At 57.7% G+C, this 14611-nt stretch carries 20 protein-coding genes and 1 pseudogene; 20 read left to right on the top strand and 1 reads right to left on the bottom strand.

All coding sequences use genetic code 11. From position 1 onward, the window contains the following. Positions 1-20: 20 nt before the first annotated feature. From AC07V4_RS07330 to AC07V4_RS07365, 8 genes and pseudogenes are all read left to right on the top strand, one after another. A complete protein-coding gene (locus AC07V4_RS07330; protein ID WP_492635388.1) occupies positions 21-1088 on the top strand; it encodes a phage tail tip fiber protein in 1068 nt (355 codons plus the stop codon). Between the two features lie 37 nt (positions 1089-1125). Beyond that, complete coding sequence (locus AC07V4_RS07335; RefSeq protein ID WP_492635387.1) at positions 1126-1458, top strand: phage holin, lambda family; 333 nt, start codon at positions 1126-1128, stop codon at positions 1456-1458. Between the two features lie 53 nt (positions 1459-1511). Next, positions 1512-1778 carry a hypothetical protein gene (locus AC07V4_RS07340; protein ID WP_492635386.1) on the top strand — a complete coding sequence of 89 codons (267 nt, stop codon included), beginning with the start codon at positions 1512-1514 and terminating at the stop codon, positions 1776-1778. Next, positions 1775-2215 carry an Ntn hydrolase family protein gene (locus tag AC07V4_RS07345; RefSeq protein WP_492635385.1) on the top strand — a complete coding sequence of 147 codons (441 nt, stop codon included), beginning with the start codon at positions 1775-1777 and terminating at the stop codon, positions 2213-2215. Before AC07V4_RS07340 ends, AC07V4_RS07345 begins: the two co-directional genes overlap by 4 nt. A gap of 488 nt (positions 2216-2703) precedes the next feature. Beyond that, positions 2704-3336: a putative metallopeptidase gene (locus AC07V4_RS07350; protein ID WP_492635384.1), complete on the top strand. Its 633-nt coding sequence runs from the start codon at positions 2704-2706 to the stop codon at positions 3334-3336. Beyond that, a complete protein-coding gene (locus AC07V4_RS07355) occupies positions 3336-3866 on the top strand; it encodes an NUMOD4 motif-containing HNH endonuclease (protein WP_492635383.1) in 531 nt (176 codons plus the stop codon). Before AC07V4_RS07350 ends, AC07V4_RS07355 begins: the two co-directional genes overlap by 1 nt. Further along, a pseudogene (locus AC07V4_RS07360) lies at positions 3867-3953 on the top strand (putative metallopeptidase); the annotation flags it as partial. It lies immediately after the preceding gene. A gap of 31 nt (positions 3954-3984) precedes the next feature. Continuing rightward, positions 3985-4446, top strand: a complete 462-nt coding sequence (locus tag AC07V4_RS07365) for a DUF2280 domain-containing protein (protein WP_492635382.1) — start codon at positions 3985-3987, stop codon at positions 4444-4446. A 104-nt stretch (positions 4447-4550) separates the two neighbouring features. Here AC07V4_RS07365 and AC07V4_RS07370 read toward each other — a convergent pair whose 3' ends face one another. After that, positions 4551-5387 carry an HNH endonuclease gene (locus AC07V4_RS07370; RefSeq protein ID WP_492635709.1) on the bottom strand — a complete coding sequence of 279 codons (837 nt, stop codon included), beginning with the start codon at positions 5385-5387 and terminating at the stop codon, positions 4551-4553. A gap of 74 nt (positions 5388-5461) precedes the next feature. Between AC07V4_RS07370 and AC07V4_RS07375 the strand changes: the two genes are divergently transcribed. The 12 genes from AC07V4_RS07375 (at position 5462) to AC07V4_RS07430 (ending at position 14597) form a co-directional block, all read left to right on the top strand. After that, on the top strand, positions 5462-6739 hold the full coding sequence (locus tag AC07V4_RS07375; RefSeq protein WP_492635708.1) for a terminase large subunit domain-containing protein: 1278 nt from the start codon (positions 5462-5464) through the stop codon (positions 6737-6739). Between the two features lie 46 nt (positions 6740-6785). Then, positions 6786-8138 carry a DUF4055 domain-containing protein gene (locus AC07V4_RS07380; RefSeq protein WP_493074830.1) on the top strand — a complete coding sequence of 451 codons (1353 nt, stop codon included), beginning with the start codon at positions 6786-6788 and terminating at the stop codon, positions 8136-8138. After that, entirely contained in the window at positions 8139-9251 is a 1113-nt protein-coding gene (locus tag AC07V4_RS07385; RefSeq protein WP_492635380.1) for a hypothetical protein, read from the top strand. Positions 9252-9266: 15 nt separating this feature from the next. Continuing rightward, complete coding sequence (locus AC07V4_RS07390; RefSeq protein WP_492635379.1) at positions 9267-9482, top strand: hypothetical protein; 216 nt, start codon at positions 9267-9269, stop codon at positions 9480-9482. A gap of 312 nt (positions 9483-9794) precedes the next feature. Continuing rightward, positions 9795-10196, top strand: coding sequence for a hypothetical protein (locus tag AC07V4_RS07395; protein ID WP_492635378.1), 402 nt, complete (start codon positions 9795-9797; stop codon positions 10194-10196). A 122-nt stretch (positions 10197-10318) separates the two neighbouring features. Then, the gene (locus tag AC07V4_RS07400; protein ID WP_492635377.1) at positions 10319-11107 is read left to right on the top strand and encodes a DUF6651 domain-containing protein; all 789 of its coding nucleotides are present in this window, start codon (positions 10319-10321) and stop codon (positions 11105-11107) included. Between the two features lie 75 nt (positions 11108-11182). Further along, the gene (locus tag AC07V4_RS07405; protein ID WP_492635376.1) at positions 11183-12331 is read left to right on the top strand and encodes a major capsid protein; all 1149 of its coding nucleotides are present in this window, start codon (positions 11183-11185) and stop codon (positions 12329-12331) included. Between the two features lie 57 nt (positions 12332-12388). Further along, complete coding sequence (locus tag AC07V4_RS07410) at positions 12389-12724, top strand: hypothetical protein (RefSeq protein ID WP_492635375.1); 336 nt, start codon at positions 12389-12391, stop codon at positions 12722-12724. 1 nt (position 12725) lies between these two features. Further along, positions 12726-13220: a DnaT-like ssDNA-binding protein gene (locus tag AC07V4_RS07415; protein ID WP_492635374.1), complete on the top strand. Its 495-nt coding sequence runs from the start codon at positions 12726-12728 to the stop codon at positions 13218-13220. Between the two features lie 41 nt (positions 13221-13261). Then, positions 13262-13609 (top strand): hypothetical protein, encoded by a 348-nt coding sequence (locus tag AC07V4_RS07420; protein WP_492635373.1) that lies wholly within the window; start codon positions 13262-13264, stop codon positions 13607-13609. After that, on the top strand, positions 13606-14181 hold the full coding sequence (locus AC07V4_RS07425; protein ID WP_492635372.1) for a hypothetical protein: 576 nt from the start codon (positions 13606-13608) through the stop codon (positions 14179-14181). The genes AC07V4_RS07420 and AC07V4_RS07425 overlap by 4 nt, the downstream gene beginning before the upstream one ends. Further along, positions 14178-14597 (top strand): phage tail terminator-like protein, encoded by a 420-nt coding sequence (locus AC07V4_RS07430; protein ID WP_492635371.1) that lies wholly within the window; start codon positions 14178-14180, stop codon positions 14595-14597. The genes AC07V4_RS07425 and AC07V4_RS07430 overlap by 4 nt, the downstream gene beginning before the upstream one ends. Positions 14598-14611: the final 14 nt, after the last annotated feature.

A 14611-nucleotide genomic window follows, 5' to 3' on the forward strand; every position in this document is an offset into this window, starting at 1 on the left:
CTCGTTATGAGGCACAGCAAATGTCCGGCTCTATCCAATCCAGCGACTACGTGCCGGGTATGTCCGGCTTGAAGATCGACCTAAAGTCGGGCGAGTTCGAACTGAGCAGCGCCAGGCTCCAGGTAGGAACGCTGCCAAGCGATCCTCAGCCGATCACGATCACCGCCTGCGAGTGGTCCGACTACGATCTTCCGGCCAATGCCATTGAGCGTTATGCCTTCATCGGCGCCGAACTGGCAAAAATCCCGTCAGAGTGCCGCGACAGTGCCGAGTTCAAGACCGATGATTTCTCTTTCGATCGTGATGGCTCGGACTACCGCACCACGCTGACCTACGTTCGTCAGGAAACTCAGGAAGAGGCCAAGGCCCGTCACGAGAAGGCGAAGGCGGCCGGCACGCGCATCAGTATCAAAGACGGCTTGATGACCGTCACGCATGACGGCGTTGTGCGGATCAAACTCGACATTCCGGCCCAGGCTGAGCCCGAGCAGGCCGAGCCCTTCAAGGTTGATGGCGACCAGGTCTTCATCAACGAGGCCTTTGTCGAGGATGGTTCGGTCAGGAAAGCCAAGATCGGCGCTGGCTTCTACGCTCCCATCCCTGGCGTGTACGTAGACGCGGATGGTCGTGTCTGTGTAAAGCGAGATGATGTTGCCAGTGATGAAGGTCTCGACAGCAAGCTCACCGCCAACTGGTCGGTGAATACGCAGGCCCTGGCCAACGGGCAGTACTACGTCGCCGGCGTTGGCCTGGGCCTGCCTTCTCAGTTCCTATTGGGTGCCGACAAGTTCCGCGTGAGCTGTATGTGCGATGGCGGCTATACCGGTGATGCTCCGAAGCCAGGGGATGCGCTGAAGGCCAGCGGGGTCAGCGCGATGCTCGACCAGCGCGCCAGCAAGATCGGCGAGACCTCGCTGGGCCAAGAGCTGAAAGAGCGGATCGACGACATCGGGATGGGTCAGGTTAACAAGCGCCTTGACGAGCTCAAGGAAAAGCAGGGAGCCGAGAACCGCGCAGTTGCTGAGCGTATCGACAGCCTGGCCACCAAGATTTGTGAACTGCACGCGCTGATTGCCAAGCGCACATAAACCAATTCCTTCACTCCCTCACCGGGAGGATATCGAGATGACGATGCCTGAAAAAACACCAGAGTTCTGGGTGATGGCGCTCGCCTGGTTGAGCCGACACTCCCCAGTGCTGTATGCCACCTTGCTCTCTGCTGTCATGGCGGGTCTGCGGATCATCTATGGCGGCGGTACTCGTCGCCAGATCTTCGTCGAGGGCGCTATCTGTGGCGGATTGACCGTGACGCTGATCAGCGGCCTGGAGTTCTTCGGCCTACCCCAGAGCATGGCCACCTTTGTTGGCGGCTGGGTTGGTTTCCTGGGCGTGGAGAAGATCCGCGCCATCGCTGACCGAGTCACCGACTTCAAGCTGCCAAGCCGCAAGCCTGAGTAATCCGCGCCACGTTTTCGAATGCGCCAAATCGTGGCGTGAGAAAGGAGCTTTGCATGAGCGATCAATCAGGCGAGCACGTCCATTGGGCTGCTGATGGCCGAGGCCGGCGACTGGTGTTCATTGACGGGGTGCGCACCAACTGGGTGGCATACGCAGACACAAAGGCTGGAATCGCCGTTGTATTTGATGACCCGGTAGCCTCTTCTGATGGGGAGCACATCGACTTCCACCCTGTATGGGGTGAGATCAGGGTTATCTATTGCGGCGACTACACCGACACCAACAAGACATTCCGCATGGGAGAGGGGCCTATTCAATGACGACCATTGCCTACAAAGACGGCGTGATCGCCTATGACTCCCAGGTAACCCGCGGGGACATCATCACGGATGACGCGTATGAGAAGTGCATTGAGCAGAAGGGCGTTAAGTTTTTCTGCGCCGGCCCAGTGTCTGACCATCAGCGCCTGGTTGATGTGTACTTCGGCGCCAAGCCAGAGGGCAACATTGACGCGTCCGCACTTGTCGCTGATGGCGGGAGCCTGATGCATGTCGCAGTGGACGACACCACCGGCTTGTGGAAGACGCCAATCCTGCAAACGCGTATCTATGCCATCGGCAGTGGTTCGCCGTTCGCGTTCGCTGCAATGGATATGGGTGCCAGTGCATACAAAGCAATTGAGATGGCCGCGAAGCGCGACACAAACACCGGCGGTACGATCCGCACGGTAATCATCGATCTGGCTAAGGCCGGGTAGGTGTGCCGCAGGTGGGTGCGGCACACAGAGCCGGAAGTCTTGCGACCCAATGCTATCGCAGCATTCGAAGGGCTTTCTCGAGGTCGCGCTTAAGGTCGGATCTATACCAGTTGCCTGGCGCGAATTGATCCGCCCAGTACCGTGGTTCGTCCGTTGGGAGCGGGGTTATCTCGCCAGTAGGCCAAGTTATCTGTGTTGAAACTCCTGAAATGGAGTCGTCTATGGCGATGGTCATGTCATGACTTTCGATTATCGGTACGCAAATGTCTGCAACAAGTGTCGCGTTTTCCACTGATCCTGCGCTGTACCTATCACTTTTAATGCAGTAAAGAGCCGACGCTAGCGTTCGAGCGGTGAATAGTAGGCAATCGGGTACTGAGCTGAAGTCCATGCTTATAGTTTCCTTCTGAAAAGATGTGAAGAGGCGCGCTTGTTCGGTCGGCGGGCAGTTATATCAGGGCAGCGTAATCGTGTTAAGGAGCTTCTCGATGTTAAGGCCTACGCCGCCAGCCGCATTGATCGAGTTGTCTGGTCTCTCTGAGTTAGGCATCCGCCTTAGTCCTGCGCCAGAGGTATGGGGCTGGCTCCAAGCCGAGATCCTTGCCGACACCGGCAGCATTCACAACGAAGACCATGCCCATCTACTGGATGCAGACATCCGGGTCATGTGGGCGTCGTCAAGCTTCAACAAGCAGGGCCGTACAGTTCTGGGCCAGGCCGAACAGGTAGCGTTTCGCGCGGGCGGTTGGCAGAAGGCTCGGATGGAGCAACAGATGCGTGATTGGTTCGGCGATGTGCCGGCTTTCATCATCACGCTGGCTGCCGACTACTGCGCCCAGTGCAGCGATGTGGATTTTTTGCGACTGGTTGAGCATGAGCTTTATCACATCTCCCAGGCGACAGATCAGTACGGGGCACCCAAGTTCACACAGGAAGGTCTGCCCAAGCTCTACCTGCGCGGACATGACGTCAGCGAGTTCGTTTCGGTTGTCGAGCGATACGGCGTGGGGCATCCAGACGGTGATTTGGCTCGCATGGTCGAAGCCGCCAAGAAGTCCCCGTCGATAAGCCACACATCTATCGCCAGTGCATGCGGCACATGTCTTATGAGGTCTGCGTAATGATTGAGCATTGGAAGGTTATTCAAAGCCATCCTGATTATGCGGTTAGCAACTACGGCTCGGTCAAACGCATAGTAAAACCGAAGCGCGGTCGCGGTCGCATTGGGGCAATCCTGAAGCCCCGCATTCCCGGTGGAGGGGCGTATCCCGCCGTTGCGCTCTTCTGTGAGGGTGATGTCACGAATTGGTATGTCCATCGCCTTGTTGCCCATGTCTTTATCGGGGCATGCCCAGAGGGGCACGAGGTCAATCATATCGACGGAAACAAGCAGAACCCGCGACTTGATAATCTTGAATACGTCACGCACAGCGGAAACATGCAACACGCATTCCGCACTGGACTCCTTTCACGGGAGGGTGCGCGAAACAGCAACGCCGTCCTAACTGAAAATGACGTCCTAGCTATACGTTCGGAATACACCGGAACATACGGCCAGTGCGCGTCTTTTGCGCGCCGCTACGGGGTTAGCCATGCAGCAATCCAAGACATAGTGCATGGCCGCAATTGGGCCCATCTGCTGGCCGTTTAGTTGGTAGACGCTGCAAACAATCCTGCTGAGGTGGGGAAATTGAACATATCGAGGGCCTGCGGAACCTGTCTGCTCAGATCGGCCTGAAATTTGACAGGCATTAGACGGAATCCAATTTATGGCAAACCTGAATAGTGAGGTGAAAGGCTTCATCGTTCAGGCCTTGGCGTGCTTTGACACCCCCTCTCAGGTGGTGGAGGCCGTCAAACAAGAATTCGGCATTGAGATCTCCCGTCAGCTTTGTGAATCCCATGATGCGACCAAGCGGGCGAGCAAGACCCTCGCGGCAAAATGGGTGACCCTGTTTCACGACACCCGCAAGCGATTCAGGGAGGAGACGGCAGAGATACCGATAGCCAACCGCGCCCATCGACTGCGCACCCTTGGCCGCATGGCCGAGAAAGCCGAAAGCATGAAGAACATTGCGCTGACTGCCCAGCTACTGGAGCAGGCTGCCAAAGAGTGCGGCGACATCTACGTCAACCGGGCCCGGAAGGAAGAGGTTGGCGATGAACCGGTAATCCCGACCCGCATCCAGGTCGACGTGGTGGATGCGAGGAAGCCGAATGCCGAGCCTTAATGTTCCGCAGGCTCAGTTCCTCACGCTGCCCCACAAATTCCGCGCGTTCGTTGCCGGGTTCGGGTGCCTGCGAGGAAGCACCCTGGTTATGACTGAGTCTGGGCCTATGCCCATTCAGGAAATCGATCGGCCAATGCGCGTTCTATCGTGGTCGGCTGCGAATGATCGATTTGAGCTTGCTCTAAGTGGTGGCGCGTACCCAAAAGGTGCGGCGACGCTATTCCGAGTCGTGACGCAGCGAGGAGAATTTGTAGCAAGCGGACATCACCGCGTTCTCTGCGCTGACGGTAGCTATCGACGCGTGGATATGCTGGTCTCAGGTGAGATGGTATCTGCATCTTCGCAAAGCCTTCTTCAGACCAATTTGGCCGAAGTCCCGAAATCGTGGCACGCAGGTGATCAGCATTCGAATCAAAGACTCGCAGATTCACTGGGTCGTTATGCAGATGAAGCCCGTCGATATGGTCAACAACTTCTGACGGAAGCAGGTATCGGCCAATCTTCTGCTCGGCAATCAGCCGATGCTGGAACATCAAGCCAGTCTTCCTTGCTTGAGGGTGGTCGGCCGGAGCCTGGACTAGCGCATAGCCATCCAGGTCAACAATTCTGCCTGCTTGGTAGCTGTGGTTCAGTTCGCCAAGCCGTCCTCCGCGACTCAGTCGATCTGCGTTGTGAGTCCTCAGTGTGTTCTGCACATGCTTGTCGCTGCACCCGAGAAGGCCAGCAATCTCTGCAGATGTCCGATTCTCTCCTGCAAGGGCAAGAATCTCCTGCTTCAGGCTGGATCGAGGCGCAGGCTTCGCTCGCTGCTTCAGCTTCAGGTTGTACCGCTCAATGCAGCGATAAATATGGCTGCGCTCGCACCCTGCAAGCTTCGCAACTTCTGATGCGCTGCGATCAGGCTGGGCAAGATCACAAATTTTCTGGTCTAGAGGCGTCAAATAATAGCTCCGCAATCGAATCCTGCTACATTTTAAGCGTTGTCGCACTCGATGTGGTAGAGACTTACTACGACCTGCAGGTGCTGGATAACAACTGCTACGTAACTGTCGATGGGGCTATCCATCACAACAGCGGCAAGACCTGGGTGGGCTGTTCGGCACTGAGTAAGCACTTCATGGAGTGGCCTGGCGTTAACGCTGGCTACTTCGCACCGACTTACCCGCAGATCCGGGACATCTTCTATCCGACCATGGATGAGGTGGCCTACGACTGGGGGCTGAAGACCAAGATCAACCAGGCGAACCACGAAGTTCACATCTACAGCGGCCGGCAGTACCGCGGCACTGTGATTTGCAGATCGATGGAGAAGCCGCAGACGATTGTCGGTTTCAAGATTGGTCACGCCCTGGTGGATGAGCTGGACGTGCTGACTGCCATCAAGGCTCAGCAGGCCTGGCGCAAGATCATTGCCCGTATGCGGTACAACCTGCCTGGACTGAAGAACGGGGTGGATGTCACCACGACGCCGGAAGGCTTCAAGTTCGTCTTCCTGCAGTTCGTAAAGCAGCTGCGCGACAAGCCATCGCTCAAAGAGATGTACGGCCTGGTGCAGGCCAGCACCTTCGACAACGAATTGAACTTGCCGGATGACTACATCGCCTCCCTGATGGAGTCGTATCCGCCGCAGTTGATCATGGCTTACCTCAAGGGGCAGTTCGTCAACCTGACGTCCGGCACGATCTATACGGCCTACGACCGCAAGCTCAACGGATGCTTCGACACCGTGCAGCCCGGAGAGCCGCTGTTCATCGGGATGGACTTCAACGTCGGCAAGATGGCGGCGATTATCCACGTTAAGCGCGACCAGGGGTTGCCCAGGGCTGTAGATGAGCTGATCGACGGCTATGACACGCCCGACATGATCCGACGCATCAAGGAGCGCTACTGGCAGCACGACGGCAACGACTTCAAGAAGACCTGCGAGATCAGGATCTACCCGGATGCCTCGGGCGATTCGCGCAAGTCCGTGAACGCCAGTATCACCGACCTGGCCATGCTCAAGCAGGCCGGGTTCGCTGTCATCGCTCCAGCGGCAAACCCGCCGGTGAAGGACCGAATCAACGCAATGAACGCCGTCTTCTGCAATGCGCAGGGCGAGCGCCGCTACCTGGTCAACTCGCTCACCTGTCCGACCTACGCCGATGGCCTGGAGCAGCAGGTGTGGGGCGCGAACGGGGAGCCAGATAAAACCGCCGGCATCGATCACGCGAACGACGCCGGCGGCTACTTCATCCACCGCGAGTACCCGATCGTTAAGCGGACTGCTTTCACCAACTCCCTGAGAATGTGACCTCATGAGCAATGACCCAAGCAAAACGCTACCGGCAGTAGACGCCATGCGCGAAGACTGGGCTCTTGTTGACGCGCTGATGGGTGGCACGAAGGCGATGCAACTGGCGGGTAAGACCTACCTGCCAAAGTGGCCAAAGGAAGACGACGACGCTTACAAAGAGCGCCTCTCGCTATCCACGCTACTTCCTGCGTTCAGCGAGACGGTCCAGAACATGAAGGGCAGGGTGTTCGCCGATAGCATTGTGCTTGGCGAGGATGTGCCGGAGTCGATCAGTACCTATGCGCAGAACTTCGACCGGCAGGGCAATAACCTGCAGGTCTGGGCTCAGCAGTTGTTCACGGTCGGGCTATCCCATGGCTTATGCCATGTGCTGGCTGATCACCCGAAGACTAAGGATGAACAAGGCAACTCTGTCGTACGCACTGCTGCGGACGAGAAGGCCGCCGGCGTTCGCCCGTATGCGGTGATGATTCACCCCCAGCAGGTCATTGGCTGGCTCACCGAAGAGAAGGGTGGCGAATGCTCGTTGTCCCAATTCTGGTATGCGGAGACTGTTGAGGAGCGCTTAGGCGATTTCGGCGTAACCATCATCCCTCAAATCAGAGTGTTGATCCCTGGCGGTTGGAGGGTGTACCGCAAGACCGGGGACGCCAACGGGAAGAAGGAGTGGACCAAGACTGAAGAGGGAACGAATTCACTCTCAGTAATCCCATTGGCCACGTTCTACACCAAGCGCACGGGCTTCATGACCGCAACGCCGCCTTTGCTTGAGCTGGCACATCTCAACAAGAAGCACTGGCAGTCCCAGAGCGATCAGGACAACATCCTGCATGTCGCCCGGGTGCCGATGCTTATGATCTCCGGTATCGACGACGACGCTTTTGAGCTCAAGGTCGGGACCAGTTCCGCTACCAAGCTGCCCACCGGCGGCGACATGAAGTGGGTGGAGCATTCCGGCGCCGCTATTGAGGCTGGCCGCAAGTCGCTGGAGGACCTTGAGGATCAGATGCGCATCGCTGGTGCGAAGCTACTTCAGAAGGACAAGCAGTCCACAAAGACTGCAACCCAAGCTGAGGAGGAGGCGGCTCAGGAAATGAGCCCGCTGCAAACCATGGCTGGCCAGCTAGAGGACACGCTTGACCAGGTGCTTCAGTACTTCGCGCTCTGGAAAGGCGAGAAGGAAGGCGGCCACGTGAAGGTGAACGGCAACTTCGACGTGGACTTCGCCCCGGAAACCACTCTTCCACTGCTGCTCAATATGGCAACCCAAGGCCGGCTCTCTGACGAAACCCTGTTCAATGAGTACAAGCGCCGTGGCGTGGTCTCGGATGACATTGAGTGGACGGTTGAGAAGCAGAAAATTGCCGATCAGGGGCCAGCGCTCGGAGCTCTCTAAATGGCAACGGTCAACGAGATCCTTCAGGACGAGCACATCTCTCACGCTGTGTCGCTGGAGAAGTACAAGCTTGGCGTGGTGCGGCGCATCATCGCTCAGTTGAATCGGTCGGATGCCAGTCTTTCGGCTGCGTTGACCGAGGCACTCGAGCAGATGCCAGCTGAATCCTTCACGGTTGAGCGCCTGGAGTTGCTGCTAGACGAGGTAAGGGCCGTCAATGCCCTAGCTTACGACCAGGTGTTCAATGCCCTTGAAGCTGACCTGCAGGAGCTCGCCAGCTACGAAACCAGCTGGCAGCAGACATTGTTTCAGAAGGCCTTTCCGGAGCCGGTCCTTGTTCGCTTCCCGCTCGTAAGTATCAGTGGAGAGCAAGCCTACGCCGCGGCGATGTCGCGGCCATTCCAGGGGCGCCTGTTGCGTGACTGGGGAAAGCAGGTGGGCGCCGAGCGCATGGTCAAGGTTCGCAATGCGATCCGATCCGGCTACCTGGAGGGCAGAACCACCGACCAGATCATCCGCAGCATTCGCGGAACCAGGGCGGCTGGCTATGCCGACGGCTTCCTTGAGCGGCCACGGAAGGACCTGGCAGCGGTCGTGCAGACTGCCGTGAGCCACACAGCAGCCACGGCACGCGAACAGTTCAACGTGGCTAACAGCGAGATCCTGAAGGCCGAAGATTGGCTCAGCACCCTCGACACGAAGACCTCCACCGATTGCATCATTCGGGACAAGCTTTCGTATGAGGTCGGCACGCACAAGCCGATAGGGCACAAGGTGCCGTGGCTGCAGGGTCCGGGACGGATTCACTTCTGCTGCCGGAGCACTTCGACGCCGCGAACCAAGTCATGGCGAGAGCTCGGTATTCCGGTTGACGAGATGACGCCAAGTCAACGAGCGAGTATGGATGGCCAGGTGCCGGGGGATACGACTTACGGGACTTGGTTTGATCGACAGTCGGACGCCCGCAAGGCCCAGGTGCTTGGACCGATGCGGTACCAACTCTACAAGGGCGGCAAGAGCCTTGAGGATTTCTACTCGCCAACCGGTGAATGGCTGACCCTCGAACAGATCAAGCAGCAGGATGCGCAGGCATTCGCTAAGATAGTTGCTTAATCAATGGGGTGGTTCATGAATAGCGTTTTGTTGATAGGTGGAGCACTGGGTGGTAGCACAGTAGATGTCACCGAGTTTTCGCAAGAAATTGAATTGATCGCTCTCGACGGTCAACAACTTAAATATGTACATGGCTTTCTTAAAGACGGAGGTGAGCATATGCATCATGTCTACACCTTGGCTGGCTCCGATCCCGTCATAGAATTGTTGGCCTACTACAAGAGATCATGACTGACAGATCCCGCCTTCACCTCATCCAAGGCACGCTAGCCCCGGACACTCCGGCGGAGCAGGTGCGCAAGCGCGTTCGTGCGATGCCCAAGCCTGCCACAATGGTTCAATGCCATCGATGCGGTGGGCGCGAGGTGATCGAAACGAAGATCGGCGTGCTTATGAAGAATGGCAAGCCGACAGGCGGGACAAAGACGTTGATTTGTGTTGGTTGCTTATTGAGGGGTGAGAGGGTGTTGATAGGTTGATATCATGGCTCTATGACCGCAGATCGGTCTTTTCCTGACCTCCGCTAATTAGGGACTCCAAGCCATGTCGTCTACCGAAAGCAAAAGCAAAGCTATTGAAACGCTGAGAATGTGTATGCGCTTCCGAGACATGGAAGATAAAAAGGTGCTTACCGACACTGATCTGGATGCGTTGTTACTGCTAATGACCGAACATTCTGATAAGTCTCTTTCTGCTGCGGTTGCCCACGTGTTCGGTGCCGCGAACGCATTTACGGTTGGGGCCTTGGTGAACATTTACCCTCTTCCGTTCAGCCGAAAATACGGAGCAGATCAACCTTTACAGAAGAAGCTGTCCGCCCTTTATGGTTCTGTTGCTGTCGTTTCAGGAAAATTGCCAGGAGCACAGGTGTTTTTTATCGACAGAAGTGCTATCCGGTTATCTGAAGCGGTGGAGGTATTTTCTAAATTGAAAGTGCTTAGCTAGCATTCAGCGAAACAAACAGCCCTGGCATCCGCCGGGGCTTTTTTATGGGCGCGATTCCGGATGGATAGCGCCGCACCGGGCCGGATGGCCCACCAGATGGGCGGATGCCCGGAGACGAACTGATGAAACTGAAACTCGACGAACAAGGTCATGTAGTTGTACAGGATGGCAAGCCGGTCTATACGCACGATGATGGGAAGGACGTGGCGTTTGATGCGCCGTCGGCTGTATCCAAAATCACCGCGCTGAACGCCGAAGCCAAAGGGCACCGTGAGGCCAAAGAAACCGCCGAGGCTCGCGCCAAGGCATTCGAAGGTATCGAGGACCCTGAAAAGGCCCGCGCCGCACTGGCAACTGTCGCAAACCTCGACGCCGGGCAGCTCGTGCAGGCCGGCAAGGTGGATGAGATCAAGCAAGCAGCCATCGCTGCCACCGAAGAGAAGTTCAAGGCCCAGGTGACCACGCTCGCTGAGCAGATCAAGACTGTGACGGCCGAGCGCGACAACACCACCAACATTCTCTACCAAGAAAAGATTGGTGGCGCCTTTGGCCGCTCCAAATTCGTCACAGACAAAATTGCCGTGCCGTCCGACATGCTGCAAAACACCTTCGGCAAAGCTTTCAAGGTCGAAGATGGCAAGGTCGTGGCCTATGGCGATGATGGTAACAAGATCTACAGCCGCGCCCGTCCTGGCGAGCTGGCTGACTTCGACGAGGCGCTGGAAGCCCTCGTTGAGCGTTACCCGTACCGCGACAACATTCTGAAGGGCTCTGGCGCTAATGGCGGCGGCGCTCCGAACAATGGCGGTAAGGGTGGCGATAAGAAGACCCTTCCGCGAGCCGCATTTGATGCGCTTGATCCTGCCGCCAAAGCAGATCACGCACGCAATGGCGGCCTGGTAACTGACTAACCAAAGCCGCCGGGTGTTGCCCGGCAAGTAATCAATGCCTGCCACTGAGCGGGCTTTTTTGTGGAGAAAGCCAAAATGGCGAGCACCCTTAACGGCCTTGTGCCGGACCTGTACGAAGCGCTGGACGTCATCTCTCGAGAGTTGACGGGCTTCATCCCAGCGGTATCCCGCGATTCGTCCGTTGCCCGGGCCGCTATCGGTCAGGACGTACTCGTCCCGATCACCAGCGCAGAAGCAGCTGCTGACAACATCCCCGGTGTAACCGCTCCGGACACTGGTGATACCGCAGTCGACAGCGTCGCGGTAGCTATCACCAAGAGCAAGCACGTTCCCGTTCGCTGGAATGGCGAGCAGACCAAGGGTCTGCAAAACGCCGGCACCTTTTCGTCCATCCAGGCAGATCGCTTCTACCAGGCGATGCGCACCCTGGTAAACGAGATCGAGAAGGATCTGTGGTTCGAGGCTTATCGCAACGCTTCGCGCGCCTTCGGTACCGCCGGCACCACGCCGTTCGGCACTGCTGCCGACCTGTCCGACTTCGCTGGTGTGCTGGGTGTCTTGGAGCAGAACGGCGCACCGACCAACGATCTGCAGTTGGTCCTGGGTCATTCCGCCATCGGCAACATGCGCGGCAAGCAGTCTGGCCTGTTCAAGGTCAACGAGGCGGGCTCCAGCGACATGCTGCGTAACGGCATGACCGACCGCATCATGAACATGGCGATCCGTCATTCCCACCAGGTGGGCCGACACGTCAAAGGCACCGGTGCCGCGTACGTCACCAGCGGCGCCACTGCCATCGGTGCGACCAACATCGCCCTGGCGACTGGTACCGGTACCGTTCTGGCGGGTGATATCGCCACCTTCGACGCTGACGGCGACAACAAGTACGTCGTCGGTACCGGCGTTGCGGCCCCGGGCACGATCACCCTGAACAAGCCCGGCTCGCAGATCGTCATCCCGACTGGAAACGCTCTGACGCTGGGCAACTCGTATACCGCGAACGTGGCGTTTGCCCGTTCTGCGATCGTGCTGGCAACCCGAGCACCGGCAATGCCTGAGGGCGGCGACTCGGCCGACGACGTGATCACCATCACCGATCCGCTGACCGGCCTGTCGTTCGAGATCGCGGTTTACCGCCAGTTCCTGCAAACGGCCTACCACGTCCGTCTGGCCTGGGGCTGCCGCGCGATCAAGGATGAGCACATCAGCTTGCTGCTCGGCTAACTCAACCACAACGACAACCAGGGGCTTCGGCCCCTGCGTTGTTTCTGGAGAATGAAAATGGCTGGACTGACGAAAGAACAGAAGACGGCAAAGGCGCTGCTGGCCAAGGCTATCGAGCTCAGTGGTTTGAGCGTGGAAGCTTTTGAGGCGCTGGGCGAGCAGGAACGTGCCGACTGGAGCAAAAGCGCACAGGATGCGATTGATTTGGCTGCGGTAGATGCTCAGCGTCTTGCGGATGAGGCTGCGGCGGCTAAATCGCAAAGCAAGCCTGTTGTGGAAGACGATGAGCCGGATTACACCGGCTTGGTGAAGGTTGAACTGGGCGGCGAAGAGATCCATGTCCATCCGTCCTGCTTGGACGACCACAAGCGACTCGGCTGGAAAGAGGTCTGACATGGCTCTGGTGATTGAGAACGGCAACGTGGTGCCAGGCGCCGACAGCTTCGCAACGGCCGCCGAACTGGTCACCTATGCCACGAACTTCGGCAAGACAATCCCCGTTGACGAGGTGGCTCAGGAATCCCTGCTACGCCGCGCCGCCCTGCAAATGGATGCGATGCCATGGAAGGGCAGGGCTGTGAGCCGTGACCAGGCGCTGGCCTGGCCGAGGGCCGAGGTCAAGCGTCAGAGCTGGGTGTTGCGCCTCGACGAGATCCCGCCACAGATCAAGGCCGGCCAGATGGCCTTGGCCGCCGAGATCCATGCCGATGACCTGGTCGCCCCCGAAACCAAAACGGGAGCTGTTGTTTCCGAAACGGTTGGGCCGATCAGCACCACGTTTGCAGTTGCCAGCAGGTCGGTGAGCAAGCCAGCAGCAACCCGGCAGTCATATGCGCAGTTCGCCGGGCTGCTGGAATCCTCAAGTCAGGTCAACCTGGTACGAAGCTGATGGCAGATATCTATGATCGGGCAAAAGCAAGTGCAGCAAGGATGCTCGCCCCGCGATCCAGGGGTGGCAAGGGCCTGGAGCTCTCACTGATTCGGGTGACGACCGGCGAGTACGACCCTGAGGCCGGCGGCAGTCCTGTCACCACTGAGCAGTTCGACGGATCAGGGCTTCGCCAGAACTATCGCCAGCAAGACATCGACGGCTCACTGATCAAGCAGGGAGACGTCAAGATCCTGATCTCACCGGTGTTGCTGGATGGCGTGGACACTCCGCAGCCGGTGACACTGGACAAGATCGCCTTCGACGGCGACACCTACACGGTCCAGCACGTCGATCCTTGGGACTACGCCGGCATTGCCGTCGGCTTCAGTGTGCAGGCCAGAAAATGAGCTTCAGCATCGATATCAGGGAGTTTGTCGAAAAGACCAAGAGTGACCTTGAGGAGGTGGTCAAGAAGACCGCCATCGACCTTCTGACTTCTGTTATCGATCGGTCACCGGTTGGCAACCCAGAGCTCTGGGCGGTCAACGCCACCGCGGCTCAGTACAACGAAGAAGTTAGAAAACTGAATACAGAACTACGTAACGACCCTGCGAACCTCACCAAAAATGGCCGCCTAAAGCCTGGGCGCTTGATCAAGGATGGCATGGATCTCGTTGCAGGTAATGACTATGTAGGTGGTCGTTTCAGGGGTAACTGGCAGGTCTCTTTCGACACAGCAATTACCACTAGCATCGACCGCATTGATCCAAAGAGCAGTGCGACAAGGGATGCGGGCGCAGCTCTTATTCAGACGTTTACGATTGGCAAGGGGGCGATCTGGATAACAAACAATCTCCCATACGGCCCGCGGCTTGAGTACGAAGGCTGGTCCAACCAGGCACCGTCCGGAATGGTGCAGATCACCGTGACGGAGTTTCAGATGTACATCAACAAAGCTGTCTCGGAGCTTTCAACATGAGCGACCGGATTATCCGAAGTCTGTTCGAGGCACGCTTAAAGGCCTGGGCCGAAGCGCGTGTACCCAAGCTGGTGATCGCTTATGAAGGCGTGACATTCACGCCGCCGGCCAGTGGAGCTACCTACCTGAGGGCGTACCTGATGCCCGGGAATACCGACAGCGAGGACTTGGCCGGCAAACACGTCTCCTATCGGGGCGTATTTCAGGTCAGCGTGGTTACCGCGTCGGGCTCGGGCACCGGGGGCGCCGGCGCAATTGCCGAAGAGATCGCACAGCTGTACCCGAACAACCTGCCGCTGACAAAAGCGGACTTCACAGTTTACGTCCGCTCGCCCATGGCCACTGCTGCATCCATACAGGGCGAGACTACGAGTACCTTGCCTCTGTCGTTTCAGTATCGAGCCGACACGTTCTAATCCGCCCGTTGGGC

Source organism: Pseudomonas sp. GW821-FHT03A09 (assembly GCF_059421065.1).

What these genes read in the sequence shown, in the direction of transcription:
- AC07V4_RS07330 (WP_492635388.1), top strand. Translation starts at nt 21, where the DNA reads ATGTCCGGCTCTATCCAATCCAGCGACTACGTGCCGGGTATGTCCGGC.
- AC07V4_RS07335 (WP_492635387.1), top strand. Translation starts at nt 1,126, where the DNA reads ATGACGATGCCTGAAAAAACACCAGAGTTCTGGGTGATGGCGCTCGCC.
- AC07V4_RS07340 (WP_492635386.1), top strand. Translation starts at nt 1,512, where the DNA reads ATGAGCGATCAATCAGGCGAGCACGTCCATTGGGCTGCTGATGGCCGA.
- AC07V4_RS07345 (WP_492635385.1), top strand. Translation starts at nt 1,775, where the DNA reads ATGACGACCATTGCCTACAAAGACGGCGTGATCGCCTATGACTCCCAG.
- AC07V4_RS07350 (WP_492635384.1), top strand. Translation starts at nt 2,704, where the DNA reads ATGTTAAGGCCTACGCCGCCAGCCGCATTGATCGAGTTGTCTGGTCTC.
- AC07V4_RS07355 (WP_492635383.1), top strand. Translation starts at nt 3,336, where the DNA reads ATGATTGAGCATTGGAAGGTTATTCAAAGCCATCCTGATTATGCGGTT.
- AC07V4_RS07365 (WP_492635382.1), top strand. Translation starts at nt 3,985, where the DNA reads ATGGCAAACCTGAATAGTGAGGTGAAAGGCTTCATCGTTCAGGCCTTG.
- AC07V4_RS07380 (WP_493074830.1), top strand. Translation starts at nt 6,786, where the DNA reads ATGCGCGAAGACTGGGCTCTTGTTGACGCGCTGATGGGTGGCACGAAG.
- AC07V4_RS07385 (WP_492635380.1), top strand. Translation starts at nt 8,139, where the DNA reads ATGGCAACGGTCAACGAGATCCTTCAGGACGAGCACATCTCTCACGCT.
- AC07V4_RS07390 (WP_492635379.1), top strand. Translation starts at nt 9,267, where the DNA reads ATGAATAGCGTTTTGTTGATAGGTGGAGCACTGGGTGGTAGCACAGTA.
- AC07V4_RS07395 (WP_492635378.1), top strand. Translation starts at nt 9,795, where the DNA reads ATGTCGTCTACCGAAAGCAAAAGCAAAGCTATTGAAACGCTGAGAATG.
- AC07V4_RS07400 (WP_492635377.1), top strand. Translation starts at nt 10,319, where the DNA reads ATGAAACTGAAACTCGACGAACAAGGTCATGTAGTTGTACAGGATGGC.
- AC07V4_RS07405 (WP_492635376.1), top strand. Translation starts at nt 11,183, where the DNA reads ATGGCGAGCACCCTTAACGGCCTTGTGCCGGACCTGTACGAAGCGCTG.
- AC07V4_RS07410 (WP_492635375.1), top strand. Translation starts at nt 12,389, where the DNA reads ATGGCTGGACTGACGAAAGAACAGAAGACGGCAAAGGCGCTGCTGGCC.
- AC07V4_RS07415 (WP_492635374.1), top strand. Translation starts at nt 12,726, where the DNA reads ATGGCTCTGGTGATTGAGAACGGCAACGTGGTGCCAGGCGCCGACAGC.
- AC07V4_RS07420 (WP_492635373.1), top strand. Translation starts at nt 13,262, where the DNA reads ATGCTCGCCCCGCGATCCAGGGGTGGCAAGGGCCTGGAGCTCTCACTG.
- AC07V4_RS07425 (WP_492635372.1), top strand. Translation starts at nt 13,606, where the DNA reads ATGAGCTTCAGCATCGATATCAGGGAGTTTGTCGAAAAGACCAAGAGT.
- AC07V4_RS07430 (WP_492635371.1), top strand. Translation starts at nt 14,178, where the DNA reads ATGAGCGACCGGATTATCCGAAGTCTGTTCGAGGCACGCTTAAAGGCC.